We start from the raw sequence: 13,055 nt of genomic DNA, 5'->3' as shown, positions 1-13,055 counted from the left end.
GGAAATCAGCGCGCTGACCGCGTCGTTTTCGGCGGTATTGACCGGCGCCGGGCCGTCAGGCTGGTTCGGCACCAGAGCAAACATCGCCGGCGAGGTTTCCCAGGCCTTGAAGCGATCCTTCAGTTCGACCAGCAAACGTTCGGCAGTCTTCTTGCCAACCCCCGGCACCTTGGTCAACGCCGAGGTGTCTTGCGACTGCACACAGCGAATCAGCTCGTCGACTTCCAGGCTCGACATCAGTGCCAGCGCCAGCTTCGGCCCGACACCATTGAGACGGATCAACTCGCGAAAAAAGTCTCGCTCACGCTTGCCGGCAAAACCATAGAGTAACTGCGCGTCTTCGCGTACGACCAAATGGGTATGCAGGGTCAGCGGTTCACCGACCGACGGCAGGCGATAAAGGGTGGTCATGGGCACTTCCAGCTCATACCCAAGGCCGTTTACATCCAGAATCAGGTGCGGCGGCTGCTTCTCAGCCAGAGTACCGCGCAAGCGTCCAATCACGTTTCAGATCCTTGAGCACTGGCCAGCCGGGGGCTGGCGACTGTTGGAATGCGGGTTGCGTGCCGACAACCCAGGGGCGCTATCCGCATTCCGGAAAAATTGATGCTGATGCTATCAGAGACGCAAGCGCCCGCCACGACTGCGTGCGGCGCCCAGACCGTGAGGCAACAGACTGGAGCGGGTGTGCGCGTGACAAATGGCGATCGCCAGGGCATCCGAAGCATCGATCTGCGGTTTGCTGGTCAGTTTCAGCATGTGCATGACCATCATCTGCACTTGTTCTTTATTAGCCGCCCCGGTGCCGACCACGGCTTGCTTGACCTGTGTTGCAGTGTACTCGGCAATCTCCAGGCACTCTTCAGCGCCCGCCACAATAGCAGCCCCGCGGGCCTGTCCCAGCTTCAGCGCTGAATCGGCATTTTTTGCCATGAACACTTTTTCGATGCCCATGGTCACCGGACCGTAGGTCTGAATGATTTCACGCACGCCGCGATAGACGATCTGCAGACGCTCATGCAGCTCGCCGGCGCCGGTGCGGATACAGCCCGAGGCCACGTAGATACAGCCACCGCGCCCGGTATCGCGAACAATCCCGTAACCGGTGATGCGCGAGCCGGGGTCGATACCAAGAATTAAAGTCATAGGCCTGCTGGTTCGAAATAACACAAAAACAAATGTGGGAGCTGGCTTGCCAGCGATGACGGAGTGTCAAGCGCCATCATTACCTGATGGGTCGACGCCATCGCTGGCAAGCCAGCTCCCACATTCAAGCCTAGTCGCTCTTAACCGAGCTGAGCGGCCACGTCTTCCGGAATGTCCGCATTGGAATAGACGTTCTGCACATCATCGAGGTCCTCAAGCATGTCGATCATCTTGAGCACCTTCTCCGCGCCTTCCAGATCCAGCTCGGCACTGGTGGTCGGCTGCATCACGATTTCCGCGTCATCGCCCTTGAACCCGGCCGCTTCCAGCGCGTTGCGCACGGCGTAGAAGCTGGTGAAAGAGGTGAACACGTCGATCGAACCGTCGTCGTGGGTCACCACGTCGTCGGCATCGGCTTCCAGCGCCGCTTCGGTCAAGGCATCCTCGTCAACGCCCGGCGCGAAGCTGATCTGGCCCTTGCGTTCGAACAGGTAGGCCACCGAACCGTCGGTGCCAAGGTTGCCCCCGCATTTGCTGAACGCATGGCGCACGGCGGCGGCAGTACGGTTGCGGTTGTCGGTCATGCACTCGACCATCACCGCCACACCGCCCGGGCCGTACCCTTCGTAGGTCAGCTCCTCGACGTTGTCCGCTTCGGTCGCACCGGCGCCACGGGCCACGGCGCGGTCGATGATGTCGCGGCTCATGTTTGCACCCAGCGCCTTGTCCAGGGCCAGACGCAGACGCGGGTTGGAACCCGGATCGCCGCCGCCCTGACGGGCGGCAACGGTCAGTTCACGGATCCACTTGGTGAAAATCTTGCCTCTCTTGGCATCCTGACGTTCTTTGCGGTGCTTGATGTTCGCCCACTTGGAATGACCTGCCATAACTCGCTCCGAATTCTCTTTGAAACGTTGCCCGCCGCGCGAAACTGCGCTGGCCGGCAAACAAAAAAATCTCGACCTGCTCTCTCTGGAAAGAAAAAAGGCGCATCCGAAGATGCGCCTTCAGGCCCGTCTTACTCAGCCTTTGGCGTTTCGCGCAAACGGATGTGCAGTTCGCGCAGCGCCTTGGCATCCACCACACCCGGTGCTTGCGTCATGACGTCGGCAGCGCTCTGGGTTTTCGGGAAGGCGATCACTTCACGGATCGACTGGGCGCCGGTCATCAGCATCACCAGACGATCCAGACCGAAGGCCAGACCACCGTGCGGCGGTGCACCGTACTTCAGCGCGTCGAGCAGGAAGCCGAATTTCTCTTCCTGTTCTGCTTCATTGATACCCAGCAGGCGGAACACCGCTTGCTGCATTTCCTTGCGGTGGATACGGATCGAACCGCCACCCAGCTCAGTGCCGTTCAAAACCATGTCGTACGCACGGGACAGTGCGCCGGCCGGATTGGCTTCCAGTTCTTCAGGAGAGCACTTCGGCGCAGTGAACGGGTGGTGCAGGGCCGAGAAGCTGCCGTCGTCGTTTTCTTCGAACATCGGGAAATCAACGACCCACATCGGTGCCCACTTGCAGGTCAGCAGGTCCAGATCGTGACCGAGCTTGATCCGCAGCGCGCCCAGGGCTTCGCTGACGATCTTGGCCTTGTCGGCGCCGAAGAACACGATGTCGCCATCGACAGCACCGACGCGATCAAGGATCACGTTCAGCTTGTCTTCAGGGATGTTCTTCACGATCGGCGACTGCAGGCCTTCAACACCGGCAGCACGCTCGTTGACCTTGATGTACGCCAGGCCCTTGGCACCGTAGATGCCGACGAACTTGGTGTAGTCGTCGATCTGCTTGCGCGGCATGCTCGCGCCGCCTGGAACGCGCAGTGCGGCGATACGGCATTTCGGATCGTTGGCCGGGCCGCTGAAGACCTTGAATTCAACTTCTTTGAGTTGATCGGCAACATCGACCAGTTCCAGCGGGTTACGCAGGTCCGGCTTGTCGGAGCCGTAACGACGCATGGCTTCTTCGAAGGTCATGTGCGGGAATTCGCCGAATTCCAGATCCAGCACTTCCTTGAACAGGTTGCGGATCATGCCTTCGGTCAGGCCCATGATGTCTTTTTCGTCGAGGAAGCTGGTCTCGATGTCGATCTGAGTGAACTCAGGCTGACGGTCGGCACGCAGGTCTTCGTCGCGGAAGCACTTGGCGATCTGGTAGTAGCGGTCGAAGCCGGCGACCATCAGCAGTTGCTTGAACAGCTGCGGCGATTGCGGCAGGGCGAAGAACGAACCGGCGTGAGTACGGCTTGGCACCAGATAGTCACGGGCGCCTTCTGGCGTTGCGCGAGTCAGGATCGGCGTTTCCACGTCAAGGAAGCCGTTCTCGTCGAGGTAGCGACGAATGCTGGTGGTCATGCGCGAACGCAGACGCAGCTTCTCGGCCATTTCCGGACGACGCAGGTCGAGGAAACGATAGCGCAGGCGGGTTTCTTCGCCGACGTCGGAGTATTCGTTGAGCGGGAACGGCGGGGTTTCCGACTCGTTCAGCACTTCCAGCTCGTAACCCAGCACTTCGATCATGCCCGACGCCATGTTGGCGTTGGTCGCGCCGGCCGGACGCAGACGCACTTTACCGGTGATCTTCACCACGTACTCGCTGCGCACACGGTCAGCGGCGGCGAAGCTCTCGGCGCGATCCGGGTCAAACACCACCTGAGCCAGACCATCACGGTCACGGATATCGAGGAAAATCACCCCGCCGTGGTCGCGGCGACGGTGAACCCATCCGCAAAGGGTAATTTCCTGGCCTTCCAGGCTTTCATTCAGTTGGCCGCAATAGTGGCTGCGCATCATGGTAGTGGTTCGCTTCTCGTAATTCGAAATTCGGTGGAGATCCCGCCGCACTCAAGCATTGTGCGACATGTAGAAACTCACGCGTGTCGTTCGACCTGGGCCTGAACCCTAGTCAGATTTGTCGCCACCGGCCAGATTCTTCTTGGCGCCGGTCTTGAAATCGGTTTCGTACCAACCGCTGCCGCTGAGGCGAAAGCCTGGCATGGACAGCTGTTTCCGGAGCTCTGGCGCCTGGCAGGCAGGGCAGTCGACCAGCGGTGCCTCGCTGATCTTTTGAATGGCTTCCAACTGATGACCACAGGAAGCACATTGGTAATCGTACATCGGCATGGGGGTGTCTCGGCGATCAGATTGCCACCGCGCGCAGGGCTTTGCGGCGAAAGAGCGGGATTATATCCATTAAATGCGGCCTGTGCAGCCGTAAGACTGCACAGGCCGCGACCTTACGGACGACCGCCGTTTTCAAAGCGCAATGGCGGGCGCCTTCTCCTTGGCGCCGTTCATCACGCACACGACCCGAACCAGCGCACTGAAGTTTTTCACCCCCCCGTGACGCAATTGCACTTCGCGATCGACGCGGGACAACAGTGAACTGACCGAACAACGATTGTCGGCGGCCATCTGGCCGAGGATGTTCCAGTAGACCTGCTCCAGTCTCAGGCAGGTCGCATAACCATTCAAACGAACGGACCGGGATAACGGCCGGATCAATGACATGTCGAATTCATTGACGAACGAATCGACTCTCAACGCATGAGGCACGCCAGTATGGCTGTCGCCTCGCCTGTCTCCATCTACCATATCGGTGACACTCCTTTGTCATCTCTGCCTGCTGTGAAAGTCACTCCCTGTGGCCTTCATAAAAGCGCAGACGCAAAGTTATATCCAGATGACTTATTGACCATCAACGTAGGATAAGCCAACGACAGCAGTAAGATTGCGGACAGCGCGCGAGCAACCCTCAGGCCTGCCCGCGCGCGCCGTCGGTCAGGCCTCGAGCAAGGCGCGCAACATCCATGCAGTTTTCTCATGCACTTGCATACGCTGGGTCAACAAGTCGGCCGTCGGCTCGTCGCTGACCTTGTCCAGCAGCGGAAAAATGCCGCGCGCGGTGCGGGTCACGGCTTCCTGTCCCTCGACCAGTTGTTTGATCATGGCCTCCGCGCTCGGGACCCCCTCCTCCTCCTTGATAGAAGAAAGACGTGCGTAAGTGGCATAGGCGCCCGGCGCCGGGAACCCCAGGGCCCGGATACGCTCGGCGATCAAGTCCACGGCCAGCGCCAGTTCGTTGTATTGCTCTTCGAACATCAAATGCAGCGTACGGAACATGGGACCGGTCACGTTCCAGTGGAAGTTATGGGTTTTCAGATACAGCACGTAGGTGTCCGACAGCAGACGCGACAGCCCCTCAACGATGGACTTGCGATCCTCTTCACTGATACCGATATCGATTGCCATGTTTACCCCCTAACGGCGATTGAATTCATCCAACAGGTGCAGACCCACTCTAGCAAGGCTATTGACGGCCCGCAGCCCTGATCGGGTGCACAGCCTGCGACAAATCGACCGTCGCCATGCCGCCGGCCGGGCTGATTTGAGTAGCCGCAGGCTTTGCTGTTAAATAGGCAGTGTGTCGCCACGCCCCATTTTTCGGGGCGTGGCGCATAGGCTGATGCCGTGTACGTGCCTACCGCCTCTTTATTTTGTTCGAAGCGAACCGTGCGCCTTCAGCTCTTCCTTGTGAGCCGTCATAAAACGTGAGCCAATCAAAATGTTGAAAATCGTCCACCTGCTAATGGGCGCAGCGGCATTGCTGCTGTCGTTCATCCCTAGCTTGAAATCCGAAGCTGTTCCCTACCTGCAACAACCCGATGCACTTTACCTGGCCTTTTTCGGCCTGCTGAACCTGCTTCTCGCCCCAGTGATCCCGTACTGGAACAAGGGCCCGCGTCAGCATCTGCAAAACCTGGTCAGCGCGCTTCTGATCCTGACCGTCGTCCTGCAAACGCTGACCCTGATCGCGCCGATGCCTGTCATCGCCGGCCAGCCAGCCGTGCTGTTCAGCCTGGCTATTGCCCTGGTGGCCGTGATCCTGCACCTGGCCGTCAGCTTCTATAAGTCTTCACCTGCCGCCGCGCCAACCAGCTACGACATGAGCAACCGCGATACCGGCACCGTCAAGTGGTTCAACACTTCCAAAGGCTTCGGCTTTATCTCCCGGGATTCCGGCGATGATATTTTCGTGCACTTTCGCGCCATCCGTGGCGAAGGCCACCGCGTTCTGGTCGAAGGCCAGCGCGTGGAGTTCTCGGTGATGAACCGGGACAAGGGTCTGCAAGCCGAAGACGTGATCGCCGCTCTGCCGCGTCGCTGATCCAAAGCAAAAAAACCGCGAACAGCCTGAGCTGTGCGCGGTTTTTTTTATGCCTGGAGAAAAGCTCCCGGCTCAATAGTGTGGCGGCGGCGCCTCTTCCTCGAACGATTCGAACTGCCCGACCATCTCCTCCTGACGCTTGAGCAATGCGGCCATCTGCAATTGCAGCCGCTCGACTACCCGCTGCTGTGCCACCAGGACGTCGTTCAACGCCTGAATGGTGTCATCCTGAAAGGCCAGACGGCTTTCCAGATCGGTAACGCGTTGTTCCAGGCTCATGATTCAGCCCTCCAGAAACGTGAAATCTTCGGTCAGCACCAGGCGCAGGCGCTCGCGAATCGCGGCCACCTGCCCGGCGCTGTAAGGTCTGGCCGGGTGCTTGCCCCAGACCGGCGCCGGCCATGCGGCGTCGTCGCGCTTACGCACAATCACATGCATGTGCAACTGACTGACGACGTTCCCCAGGGTCGCCACGTTCAACTTGTCGGCGTCGAACGAATCCTTGAGCAACTCGGCCAGCGTGGTGGTTTCCTGCCACAGTTGCTGCTGGTCGGCGACATCCAACTGAAACAACTCGCTGATATCGTCACGACGAGGCACCAGGATGAACCACGGGTAGTTGGCGTCATTGGACAGCAGCAGCCGGCACAGCGGAAAGTCACCGATGACCAGCGTGTCCTGTTGAAGTCGTGAATCTAAAGCAAACACTGCGCGCACTCCCGGCTGATCGACATTATTCAGCTTAGCGGCCCTTCTCGCGAAAGACGCACCAAGCGACAGGACAGCAGCATACCTGCGATTGCGCCGACCTTCACGAAGGCTATGATCGTGAACGCTGCGCCCGCCCCGGCATGGAACATTTATCGAGGCCGCGCACCAGTACAGCACCCATATCGGTTTCAAAAGCAAGGAAATGACTGAAAAACCCGGCTGCGCTCAGCCTCCAGTCCGATCTCAACTGTATGAATCCGGAACAGCTGTAAAATTTTTTGCACCAAAACCGCACAGTGCGTCTACGCTAAGTGCGTCGGGCATCCGCCAAATACTCACTTGCGGGGTGAACCGGTAACGTTTTTGGTTGTCACGCGCACTTTACGGTGCGGCAACACCATAGAAGGAAAGGCGTCAAGCACTGAAAAAATCGGGCTTGAAGCCTAGGTTTCACAAGGTTTTCACATGCTCAAGCGGGTGTTCAGAAAAATAACCGCAGCAAAATTGCGGTTTGTGCACGCTTGTTGCATTCATACCCATATGGACTATAAGCGCACCACTGGAAGTGGATGCCTTAAGCCCCATAAGAACAGTGGCAGGGTTGCCCGATGGAGATTCAAGTGTTTTGCCAGGGACTCTTTTTTACCGATGCTGAAGGCAAAAAAAACAGCGAGAAAGTTGTCAGTCCGGCTGCGTCGGTACTGTGAATTTGCGACATCCACCACGCCATCTGCGACAACGTCGTAAAGATGCTGAAAGGTTGGATCAGCAAGTATCGCCAACATTGTCGGCGTGATATAAGTTTGCGCCGACACAAAAAGAAAGAGCCGCCCAGATAATAAAACAGGTGGGACGGCAGTACTCTTCTAAAACCAAAGGAGCAAATCACGATGCGCGTGATGAAGTGGAGCATGATCGCACTGGCAGTTGCAGCAGCAGCCAGTACTCAAGTGGCTACGGCCGCCCCGTTTGTTAGTGACCAGGCAGAAGCCAAAGGCTTTGTTGAAGACGCCAAGCTGACCGAAACGTTGAAGAACTACTACTTCAACCGTGACCGGAAAAACGATTCCAACGATCAAATAGACTGGACACAGGGTTTCCTGGGCAACTTCAGCTCTGGCTACACCCAAGGTACTGTCGGTGTTGGTGTTGATGCATTCGGTTACCTGGGCATCAAACTGGATGGCGGCGACGGCACCGCCGGTTCGGGCAACACCAGCGTCGACTCCCAGGGCCGCGTCCAGAACAACATGGGCAAAGCCGGTGCAGCGATCAAGGCGCGCATCTCCAAAACCGAGCTGAAATTCGGTGAGTTCCAGCCAAGCACCTCTCCAGTATTCGCTGTCGGCGGCTCGCGTCTGATTCCTCAGACCGCTACCGGCTTCCAACTGCAGAGCAGCGAAGTCCAGAACCTGGACCTGGAAGCAGGTCACTTCTACTCGGCCTCCAGCCAGGACGAGATGAACAGCGACGGCGAACTGCACTCGCAATACTCCAGCACCACCCGTAACCCTGTTACCGGCAAGACCATGGACTTCGCCGGCGGCAAGTACGGCATCACCGACAACCTGAGCGTGTCGCTCTACGGTTCGAAGTTCAAGGACATCTGGAACCAGTACTACTCCAACGTGAACCTCACCACTCCGATCAGTGGTGATACTTCGCTCAACACCGACTTCAACATTTACCGCACCACCGATACTGGCCAATCGAAAGCCGGTGACATAAGCAACACCACGTTCTCCCTGGCGACTGCGCTTTCGTTCCTGAAAGCACACACCGTTACTCTGGCCTTCCAGAAGGTCAATGGTGATACGCCATTCGACTACGTCGGTGTGGGTGACAACAACCGTGGTGGCGACTCGATCTTCCTTGCCAACTCCATCCAGTACTCCGACTTCAACGGTCCGAACGAGAAGTCTGCACAGGTTCGTTACGACCTGAAAATGGCCGAGTACGGTGTACCGGGTCTGAGCTTCATGGCTCGCTATGTTAAAGGCTGGGATATCGACGGCGACAAAATGGCGATTGACAGCCCATACCGTTCGTACGGTTACGGTGAAGATGGCAAACATCACGAAACCAACCTTGAAGCCAAGTACGTAGTTCAGAGCGGCCCGGCCAAAGATCTGTCCTTCCGTATCCGTCAGGCATGGCACCGTGGCAACACCGACCAGGCTGAAGGCAATATCAACGAGTTCCGTCTGATCACCGAGTACCCACTGAACATCTTGTAATCGTCAGTGATTAGTTTGGTTGAATGAAAAAGGCCCATCTTCGGATGGGCCTTTTTTGTTATCTGTCACTTGTAATAAATGCCTGACCAACAAGTCAGGCACTTAATTAGCAACCTATCATTACACCGCCGATTCCTGAACCACACGAATCACACGCTGTGGAAACGGAATATCAATACCGGCTGTCTTTAAACGATCACGCGACTGCTCGTTAAACATGAACAGCACATCCCAGTAGTCTGCGGTTTTCACCCAGACACGCAGGGATACAGTGATTGAACTGTCACCCAGTGTCGAAATCACGGCTTGCGGCGCAGGATCCTGCAGCACACGCTCATCTTTGGCCAGATCCAGCAGCACCTGACGGGCCTTTTGCAGATCGGCTTCGTAATCGACACCCACATCGAATACCACTTTGCGGGTTGGCTGACGATTGGTGTTGGTGATGATGCCGTTCGACAGGTTGCCATTCGGCACGATGATGGTCTTGTTGTCGCCGGTACGCAGCACGGTGTGGAAAATCTGGATGCTGTCGACCGTACCCGACACGCCCTGCGCTTCGATCCAGTCACCGATGCGGAACGGGCGGAACAGCAGAATCAGCACGCCGCCGGCGAAGTTCGCCAGGCTGCCCTGCAATGCCAGGCCGATGGCCAGGCCCGCCGCACCAATCGCGGCAACGAACGAGGTGGTTTCAACACCGATCATCGAGGCCACGCTGACGATCAGCAACACCTTGAGAATGATGTTCGCCAGGCTGCTGATGAAGCCTTGCAGCGCCAGGTCAGCATTGCGCAGGGCCAGCAGACCGCCGAGCTTTTGCGTGACCTTGTTGATCAACCACCAGCCGATCGCCAGGGTAATCACCGCCAGCAACACGCGGCTGCCGTATTCCATGATCATCGGAATCCACGCTTGGGATGCCTTGACCAGGTTGTCTACCTCAGCATTCAAATCCATCTTCTATCTCCTGATTTCCGGCTACCCGGCCTGTAAAAAATCAACGGCAGAAAGACTGAACCTGTTGGGGCTCAATCGTTTCTGCCGCTGCTGGGCCCTCGGACGTTGAAAACGCCGAGAGGTTCCCCGACCGGAAAGCTTAGTCGCGGAAATTGTTGAATTGCAGTGGCATGCCGAATTCCTTGGCACGCAGGGCCGCGATGGCTTCCTGCAGGTCGTCGCGCTTCTTGCCGGTCACACGCACCTGCTCGCCCTGGATGGCGGCCTGAACCTTGAGCTTGGCGTCCTTGATGTGCGCGACGATCTTCTTCGCCAGCTCCTTGTCGATGCCTTCCTTGAGGATGGCGTCCTGCTTCATCAGCTTGCCCGAGGCGTAAGCGTCTTTGACTTCCAGGCACTGCACATCAATCTTGCGCTTGGTCAGGGCCAGCTTCAGGATCTCGATCATCGCTTCCAGCTGGAACCCGGCTTCAGCGGTCAGGTTGACGGTCAGGTCCTTTTCCTTGAACTCGAAGCTGCCTTTGCCTTTCAGGTCATAACGACGATCGAGTTCCTTCACGGCGTTCTCGACCGCGTTGGTCAGCTCGTGTTTGTCCAGTTCGGATACCACGTCGAACGACGGCATGTAATCTCTCCAATAAAAAGGCGCGCCCGATGAGGATGGAGCGCGCTTGGCTTGCGGTTAAAATCGGGCTCATTATAACGGGTCTTTTCCCACCGATACGGCGAGCCTTGCATGCCAGTACCTTACCGAGTGAAAAACTGATGTCCACCCCCTGGCACGTTCTCGGCGCCGGCAGCCTCGGCACGCTATGGGCCACCCGCCTGGCCCGGGCGGGGCTGGCGGTGCGGCTGATCGTGCGTGATGCCGAGCGTTTGCGCAGCTATAACGCAGCCGGCGGCCTGACGCTGGTCGAACACGGCGAAGCCAACACCTATGCCGTCCCCGCGCAAACGACCGACGACCCAGAGCCGATCCGCCGCCTGCTCGTGGCGTGCAAGGCATACGACGCCGAAAACGCCGTCGCCGGCCTCGCTTCACGCCTGACAGCCGACGCTGAACTGATCTTGCTGCAAAACGGCCTCGGCAGTCAGGACGCCGTCGCCAACCGCGTCCCGCAGGCACGCTGCATCAGCGCCTCGAGCACCGAAGGCGCCTTTCGCGACGGCGACTGGCGGGTGGTGTTTGCCGGTCACGGCTACACCTGGCTCGGCGACGTCGCGCATGCGGTGGCGCCGATCTGGCTGGATGATCTGGACGCGGCGAAAATCCCTCATGAGTGGAGCACCGATATCCTCACCCGGCTGTGGCGCAAGCTGGCGCTCAACTGTGCGATCAACCCGCTGACCGTGCTGCATGACTGCAGTAACGGTGGATTGCAGGCGCATCACTGTGAAGTCGCTATCCTGTGCGCGGAACTGACCGAGTTACTGCAGCGCTGCGGCCAACCGGCAGCGGCAGACAACCTGCAACAGGAAGTCGAGCGGGTGATCCTGGCCACCGCGGCCAATTACTCTTCGATGTATCAGGACGTGGCCAGCCGACGCCGTACCGAAATCAGTTATCTATTGGGCCACGCCTGCAAAGTTGCCACGCGCCATCAACTGCACTTGCCCCATCTCAATCAGTTGCAAGTGCGCCTGGTCGCTCATCTGCACAGCCTTGGATTGCCCAGCGACTGAGCACCCGCTACGCTGACCGCTTGTTCCTTTGCTGCGATTACTCTGATGCCATTGCGCCAGCGCCTTGAAAACCTGCCGGTCGGCCAGAAACTGCTGGCCGCCCTGCTGGTGCTGTTGACCACTGTCCTGCTGGTTGCCAACCTGACGTTCATCAGTGCCGCCTACTACATCTCCCAGGAAAGCATGGCGCCGCAGGCACTGCAGACCATCGGCCGGCTGATTTCCAACCCCAGCCTGGTGTCACAAGCCCTGGAATCGCCGCAAAGCGCCGAGCGCCTGCTCAAGGAACTCGACAGCTATTCTCCGCTGCGCGCCGCCGCGCTGTATGACGGCAAAGGCGAACGGCTCGCGCAGATGCAACGCGGCGACAAACTCAACTTGCCGGAACGTTACCGGCACATCGAAGCCTGGCAACTCACCGAGTTTCGCAGTAACCAGTTGATCACCCTGCCCCGCCCCGGTACCGCACCGGGCCATTTGCTACTGGTCGCGAGCAGCGAGCTGCCGATGGCGTTCTACACTGGCACGTTGACTGCGAGCCTCGGCATCCTGATCTTCAGTGTGCTGCTGTGGCTGGTGATTGCCCGGCAGATCAAACGCCTGATCACCCATCCGATTCATCAACTTGAAGAGTTGTCGCGCCAGGTGACCCGCGAGGAAAACTATGCCCTGCGCGCCTCACGGGGCAACCACGACGAAATCGGCAGCCTCGCGGAAGCGTTCAACACCATGCTGTCGCGCATCGAAGCCCGTGAGCAACAGCTCAAGCGTGCGCGCGATGACTCGCAAGCCGCCTACGATCAGGCGCAGGGGCTTGCCGAGGAAACCCGCCACACCAACCGCAAACTGGAACTGGAAGTCCAGGTGCGCAGCAAGATCGAGAAGAAGCTCACCGGCTTCCAGAACTACCTCAACAGCATCATCGACTCGATGCCCTCGGCACTGATCGCCCTCGACGAACAGCTTTATGTCACCCAGTGGAACCAGGAGGCCAGTGCGCTTTCCGGTACACGCCTGGACGAAGCGCTGAACCAGCCGATCTTCCTCGCGTTCGAGCCACTCAAGCCATTTCTGCCACAACTCAAGCAGACTGTGGAAGAACACACCGTGGCGAAAATCGAGCGGGTGACCTGGTTCAAGGACGACGAAC

Annotated in this window: 15 protein-coding genes; 4 read left to right on the top strand and 11 right to left on the bottom strand. The window is 58.3% G+C overall.

Features of this window, described 5'->3' with window-relative positions; all coding sequences use genetic code 11:
- From ruvA to DBR24_RS30055, 7 genes are all read right to left on the bottom strand, one after another.
- Positions 1–504, bottom strand: a 504-nt coding sequence (gene ruvA / locus DBR24_RS30085) for a Holliday junction branch migration protein RuvA (RefSeq protein WP_256591999.1), incomplete at its 3' end; no start/stop codon positions are given.
- Positions 505–618: 114 nt separating this feature from the next.
- Positions 619–1,146 carry a crossover junction endodeoxyribonuclease RuvC gene (gene ruvC / locus DBR24_RS30080; protein ID WP_123467209.1) on the bottom strand — a complete coding sequence of 176 codons (528 nt, stop codon included), beginning with the start codon at positions 1,144–1,146 and terminating at the stop codon, positions 619–621.
- A 140-nt stretch (positions 1,147–1,286) separates the two neighbouring features.
- Positions 1,287–2,033 carry a YebC/PmpR family DNA-binding transcriptional regulator gene (locus DBR24_RS30075; protein WP_123467211.1) on the bottom strand — a complete coding sequence of 249 codons (747 nt, stop codon included), beginning with the start codon at positions 2,031–2,033 and terminating at the stop codon, positions 1,287–1,289.
- A 131-nt stretch (positions 2,034–2,164) separates the two neighbouring features.
- On the bottom strand, positions 2,165–3,940 hold the full coding sequence (aspS, locus tag DBR24_RS30070) for an aspartate--tRNA ligase (protein WP_123467213.1): 1,776 nt from the start codon (positions 3,938–3,940) through the stop codon (positions 2,165–2,167).
- A gap of 108 nt (positions 3,941–4,048) precedes the next feature.
- Positions 4,049–4,270, bottom strand: coding sequence for an FmdB family zinc ribbon protein (locus DBR24_RS30065; protein ID WP_025112785.1), 222 nt, complete (start codon positions 4,268–4,270; stop codon positions 4,049–4,051).
- Positions 4,271–4,402: 132 nt separating this feature from the next.
- Positions 4,403–4,741, bottom strand: a complete 339-nt coding sequence (locus DBR24_RS30060) for a ribbon-helix-helix domain-containing protein (RefSeq protein WP_128616506.1) — start codon at positions 4,739–4,741, stop codon at positions 4,403–4,405.
- Between the two features lie 186 nt (positions 4,742–4,927).
- On the bottom strand, positions 4,928–5,398 hold the full coding sequence (locus tag DBR24_RS30055) for a Dps family protein (protein ID WP_123467217.1): 471 nt from the start codon (positions 5,396–5,398) through the stop codon (positions 4,928–4,930).
- Positions 5,399–5,711: 313 nt separating this feature from the next.
- Here DBR24_RS30055 and DBR24_RS34695 point away from each other — a divergent pair, with 313 nt between their 5' ends.
- Entirely contained in the window at positions 5,712–6,314 is a 603-nt protein-coding gene (locus DBR24_RS34695; protein WP_123467219.1) for a cold-shock protein, read from the top strand.
- 72 nt (positions 6,315–6,386) lie between these two features.
- Here DBR24_RS34695 and DBR24_RS30045 read toward each other — a convergent pair whose 3' ends face one another.
- Together DBR24_RS30045 and DBR24_RS30040 are read right to left on the bottom strand one after the other, a co-directional pair.
- On the bottom strand, positions 6,387–6,593 hold the full coding sequence (locus DBR24_RS30045; RefSeq protein WP_123467221.1) for a SlyX family protein: 207 nt from the start codon (positions 6,591–6,593) through the stop codon (positions 6,387–6,389).
- A 3-nt stretch (positions 6,594–6,596) separates the two neighbouring features.
- Positions 6,597–7,022, bottom strand: a complete 426-nt coding sequence (locus tag DBR24_RS30040) for an HIT domain-containing protein (protein ID WP_123467222.1) — start codon at positions 7,020–7,022, stop codon at positions 6,597–6,599.
- 893 nt (positions 7,023–7,915) lie between these two features.
- Between DBR24_RS30040 and DBR24_RS30035 the strand changes: the two genes are divergently transcribed.
- The gene (locus DBR24_RS30035) at positions 7,916–9,262 is read left to right on the top strand and encodes an OprD family porin (RefSeq protein ID WP_128616505.1); all 1,347 of its coding nucleotides are present in this window, start codon (positions 7,916–7,918) and stop codon (positions 9,260–9,262) included.
- Positions 9,263–9,382: 120 nt separating this feature from the next.
- On the opposite strand, the gene DBR24_RS30030 is transcribed toward DBR24_RS30035, so the two are convergent.
- Positions 9,383–10,222 (bottom strand): mechanosensitive ion channel family protein, encoded by an 840-nt coding sequence (locus DBR24_RS30030; protein WP_128616504.1) that lies wholly within the window; start codon positions 10,220–10,222, stop codon positions 9,383–9,385.
- A 139-nt stretch (positions 10,223–10,361) separates the two neighbouring features.
- A complete protein-coding gene (locus tag DBR24_RS30025; RefSeq protein ID WP_003227548.1) occupies positions 10,362–10,847 on the bottom strand; it encodes a YajQ family cyclic di-GMP-binding protein in 486 nt (161 codons plus the stop codon).
- A gap of 140 nt (positions 10,848–10,987) precedes the next feature.
- On the opposite strand from DBR24_RS30025, the gene DBR24_RS30020 reads away from it, so the two are divergent.
- Positions 10,988–11,905 carry a putative 2-dehydropantoate 2-reductase gene (locus DBR24_RS30020; RefSeq protein WP_128616503.1) on the top strand — a complete coding sequence of 306 codons (918 nt, stop codon included), beginning with the start codon at positions 10,988–10,990 and terminating at the stop codon, positions 11,903–11,905.
- A gap of 45 nt (positions 11,906–11,950) precedes the next feature.
- Positions 11,951–13,055 (top strand): HAMP domain-containing protein (locus DBR24_RS34520; RefSeq protein WP_371921384.1); only part of this gene is annotated, 1,105 nt, incomplete at its 3' end.

Origin of the sequence: Pseudomonas sp. HMWF006 (genome assembly GCF_003061205.1) — a bacterium.
Lineage (GTDB): Bacteria > Pseudomonadota > Gammaproteobacteria > Pseudomonadales > Pseudomonadaceae > Aquipseudomonas > Aquipseudomonas monsensis.
This window is presented reverse-complemented; position numbering and strand designations above follow the sequence as displayed.